The following is a 4,384-nucleotide window of genomic DNA, read 5'->3' on the forward strand; positions in this document are numbered from 1 at the left end:
GCAGGCGGCGCATGGGCGGCCGTACGGGCTGGGCGGGCCGGCGCCGGCGCGGCCGGTCGTCGTTGCGGCCGGCGAGTTCGTAGAGGTATTTCTGCTGGTCGTCGTCGAGGCGCAGGGCGCGGACCAGGGTGGCGAGGACGGGGGCGGAGGCACGGACGCGGCCCTGCTCCAGGCGGGTGTAGTAGTCCACGCTGATCGCGGCGAGCTGGGCGACCTCCTCGCGGCGCAGCCCGGCGACCCTGCGGGCGGAGTCCGTCTCGGGCAGGCCGCACTCCTGCGGCGTCAGCTGCGCCCGACGGGCCCTGAGAAAGTTCCCCAGCCGACGGGAGTCGGAATGTGGATTCATGTCATCCATTCTCACGGAGTGGGCCGGACACGCTGGTGCCGGATGCGGCCGTGCCCGGTACCGCCGTTCCTGGCGGTACCGGGCTGGGGGGACCCGTCCGGGCGGTCAGGCGCCGCGGGGGTCAGCGGACGGTGGCGCGGGCGGCCCGCTCGATCACGTCGGCGACGAGGTGCGGGTGGGAGACGGCGACGGAGTGCGAGGCGGCCACCTCGGTGGTGTGGGCGTGGGCACGCTTGGCCATGAAGCGCTGGACGGCGGCGGGGATGTTGAGGTCCTGGGTGGTGACGATGTCCCAGCTGGGCTTGGTCTTCCAGGCGGCGCTGGTGGCCTTCTCCTCCAGGGCGGCCTGCGCGATGGGGCGCTGCTCGGCGGCCATGAGGGCGGCCTGGCCGGCGGGGACGTCGGCGGCGAACTGGTGGCGGAACTTGTCCTGCTGGATGTACAGGTCGGTGGCGGTGGTGCCGTCGGCCTGCTTGTAGGTGACGGGGTCGAGGGCGTCGGGGAGGGTGGAGCCCGGGTACTTGTTGGTCAGCTCCAGTGCGCTCTCCCCGGGCGCCGGGAGGAAGGCGGCCACGTAGACGAGGGCCTTGACCTCGGGATCGTCGGTGGCGGCCTCGCTGATGACGTTGCCGCCGTAGGAGTGGCCGACGAGGATCTTCGGGCCCTTGACGTGGTCGAGGACGGTGCGCAGGGCCGCGGCGTCGGAGGCGGGGCCGCGCAGCGGGTTGGCGGCGGCCACGACCGGGTAGCCGTCGGCGCGCAGGTCCGCGATGACGCCGTTCCAGCTGGAGCCGTCGGCGAAGGCGCCGTGTTCCAGGACGATGGTCGGCTTGACGTGCCTGCCGGCCCCGGCGGCCTCGGCGGTCTTGGTAGCTCCGCTGGCGGTGCCGCTGAGGGCGAACGCGCCGAGCGCGAGACCCGCCGTGAGCGTCGAGACCACACCCGTCACCACTCGCTTGCGCCCACCCTTGATGCTCGCCACGACTGGCCCCTTTCAGATGTTCCGGTAATGGGCGGCCCGGCTTCGCCGGTTGCGTCACCGCCCTGACTGGTGATGAATCTGTCATGCTTGGCGTCACCTGTCAAGCCGGTGACGCCATGGTGTGGCCTGCTCGAATCGGGCGGCTTCCCGGGTGCGGCGGGCCTGAACGCAGGAGCGGCCGGGCAGGGCATTGCCCCACCCGGCCGCATACCGTGGCCAGGCGCACATGTGTCACTGGCCCGAGCGGTTCGGCAGACGCGAGCGGGACGCCCGTACCCGGTTCGTCACGCCGTCCGCGCCGACCCGCGCCGCGCCGTTCGCGCTGGTCGGTCCGCGGTGCTCTACCGCGCCCAGGGATCCCGCAGGATGATGTCGGCCAGGGCCCTCGCGCAGCCGGAGAGCATCGTCTCCCCCTTCTGCGGGCTCGCCACCCGGGCGTCACCCGCGACCCCGGACTTCGTGATCCGGTCGAAGGACACGGCCATGTACACCGGCTCGGTGGACTCCGCGGGCAGGGTGATGTGCGGTCCGTGCGCCTCGGCCAGGTGTTCGCCGTGGATCAGCTCGGGGTAGGCGGCCATCATCATGGACGTCTCCCCCTCACACGCGTGCATGAGACCGTCCTGGGTCTCCAGGGTGTCCCGCACCACCTCCCGTCCGGCGCCGAAGTAACTGGCGAACGCGATCGGCGTCGACAGCTCGGCGGTCAGTTCGGTCGTGAGGGCGTTGAGGGCCGTCATGTTCCCGCCGTGCCCGTTGACGATCAGGATGCGGGAGAAACCCGCCCGGATCACGGAACGGCAGACGTCACGCAGCAGCGCGTGCAGGGTGGGCAGGGAGAGTGTGATGGTGCCGCCGAACGCCATGTGGTGCTCCGACAGCCCGGTCGGGATCGAGGGCGTCACCACCACACCGGTGTGCTCGGACGCCAGCAGCGCCGCCCTCCGGCACACCTCCGCGGCCAGGAAGTCGTCCACGCCGGTGGGCAGATGAGGCCCGTGCTGCTCGGTGGCCCCCACGGGCAGCAGTACGACCGCGTCCTGGGCGGCGAGGGCACGTATCTGCGCGGCGGTCAGACGGTTCCACTGGACTTCGCTCATCTGTGACTCCTCCTGGGAGTGACCGGTGGGGGGTGGGTTACCGGGTCGGTGTCCGGCGCGGGGCTCAGAGGTGGTCGGCGTCGACAACTGCCTGGGCGAAGGTGGTGGGCGCCTCCTGCGGCAGGTTGTGGCCGATGTTCGCGATGGTCCGGTGCTCGTACTTGCCCGTGAAGTGGCCGCGGTAGGTGGTGCCGTCGCCGGGCGGGGTGAAGGGGTCGAGGGCCGGGTCGAGGGTGATGGTGGGGACGTGGATGGGGGGCTGCGCCGCGAGCAGCTTCTCGTAGCGGTCGTAGCGGGGTTCGCCCTCGATGAGGCCGATGCGCCAGCGGTAGTTGTAGAGCACGATGGCGGCGTAGTCGGGGTTGAGGAAGGCCTGGGCGGTGCGGTCGAAGGTGGCGTCGGAGAAGTTCCAGTTGGGGGAGACGAGGGTCCACACGTAGCGGCAGAGCGCGACGCGCTCCTCGGGGTTCTCCATGGCCTGCTTGCCGCGGTCGGTGGCGAAGTACCACTGGTACCACCAGTTGTGCTCGACGGCCGGGGCGGCGGGCGTCAGCTGCGACTTGACGTTGGTGATGACGTAACCGCTGGTGGACACCAGGGCCTTGACGCGCTCGGGCCACAGGGCGGCGATGATGTCGGCGGTGCGCGAACCCCAGTCGAAGCCGGCGAAGACCGCGCGGTGGATCTTGAGCGCGTCCATCAGGGCGATGATGTCGAGGGCGATGGCGGACTGCTCGGCGTTGCGCGGGGTGCGGCTGGACAGGAAGCGGGTGCTGCCGTGACCGCGCAGGTAGGGAACGATGACGCGGTAGCCCAGGTCGGCGAGGAGCGGGGCGACGTCGACGTAGCTGTGGATGTCGTAGGGCCAGCCGTGCAGGAGGATGACCACCGGGCCGTGGGCGGGGCCGGCCTCGGCGTAGCCGATGTCGAGGACGCCCGCCTTGACCTGCTTCAGCGTGGGGAACGTGGTGTGCGTGCCGGGGGTGATGGTGGGCACGGTGGGCGCGGGGCTGCCGCTCGTGCGGTGCGAGGTGGCGGCGGACGCCTGGTTCTGGAGGCCGGACAGGGAGATGGCGGCTGCGCCGGCGCCCAGGCCGGCGGCCTTGCTGAAAGTACGCCTGTTGATCATCTGAAACCCTCCGTCGTGCGTGTTCGATGACCCGTCCGTGCCCGGGGAACCTTCGCTCGCATCGGCGGTACGGGATCACTGCGACTGCTGGCGCGATGACCCTCGCACACGGCCCATCACCTGTCAAACAGGTGACGCGAGGACGTTCCCGGTGGTCGGGAAGGAGTGGGAGACCTCCTTTCCGTGGCCGGACCGGCGGCACATACTCTCGTCCGTCGCGAATCCGGACACATCAGTCACATGACGGTCCGATGCGGTGACGGGGCCGGGCGTACGACGCGCCACCGCGACGCCCTCAGCCCCGCCACGGCGGCGCAGGTGGCGAGCCCAGGGCGGCCCCATCCGCCACCCACCTCGTCCGCGGCCCGGAATCCGGGGCTTAAGTCATTCGACTCAGACGGCACCCACGGCCCTCGCCCGGCCGCACACTTCCCCATCTCAGCTGTCCTCCTCCAGCTTGGCCAGGGCGTCGCGCAGGGCGGCGCGGGAGGTGATGCCGAGTTTGGGGAAGACCCGGTAGAGGTGGGAGCTGACCGTGCGCGGTGACAGGTGCATCCGCTGGCCGATCTCCTTGTTGGTCAGGCCGCCGGCGGCGAGATCGGCGATCTGACGTTCCTGCCAGGTCAGCTCGGCGAGCTGGGCGGAGGTCATGCGGGTGGCCAGTCCCGACGCCCTGAGTTCCGCCCGTGCCCGTTCGGCCCAGGTGGGCGCGCCGAGCCGTTCGAACGTCTCCGCGGCCTGGACGAGGAGCGGGCGGGCGCTCCGGGAGCCCTGGGTGTGGCGCAGGCGGATGCCGTGGGCGAGGCGGATGCGGGCGAGTTCGAAGG

General features: G+C 71.3%; 5 protein-coding genes. All 5 read right to left on the minus strand.

What is annotated here, in order from left to right; translation table 11 throughout:
- Window positions 1-346, minus strand: a 346-nt coding sequence (locus IE273_RS42880; protein WP_189820522.1) for a helix-turn-helix domain-containing protein, incomplete at its 3' end; no start/stop codon positions are given.
- A 121-nt stretch (window positions 347-467) separates the two neighbouring features.
- Window positions 468-1,328 carry an alpha/beta fold hydrolase gene (locus IE273_RS42885; RefSeq protein WP_189820523.1) on the minus strand — a complete coding sequence of 287 codons (861 nt, stop codon included), beginning with the start codon at window positions 1,326-1,328 and terminating at the stop codon, window positions 468-470.
- Window positions 1,329-1,669: 341 nt separating this feature from the next.
- Window positions 1,670-2,428: a creatininase family protein gene (locus tag IE273_RS42890; protein WP_189820524.1), complete on the minus strand. Its 759-nt coding sequence runs from the start codon at window positions 2,426-2,428 to the stop codon at window positions 1,670-1,672.
- A 64-nt stretch (window positions 2,429-2,492) separates the two neighbouring features.
- The gene (locus tag IE273_RS42895; protein WP_189820525.1) at window positions 2,493-3,557 is read right to left on the minus strand and encodes an alpha/beta fold hydrolase; all 1,065 of its coding nucleotides are present in this window, start codon (window positions 3,555-3,557) and stop codon (window positions 2,493-2,495) included.
- A gap of 438 nt (window positions 3,558-3,995) precedes the next feature.
- On the minus strand, window positions 3,996-4,384 hold a 389-nt coding region (locus IE273_RS42900; protein WP_189820526.1), incomplete at its 5' end, for a helix-turn-helix transcriptional regulator.

The sequence above is a fragment of the Streptomyces olivaceoviridis genome (assembly GCF_014650115.1).
In the GTDB taxonomy this organism is placed as follows: domain Bacteria; phylum Actinomycetota; class Actinomycetes; order Streptomycetales; family Streptomycetaceae; genus Streptomyces; species Streptomyces olivaceoviridis.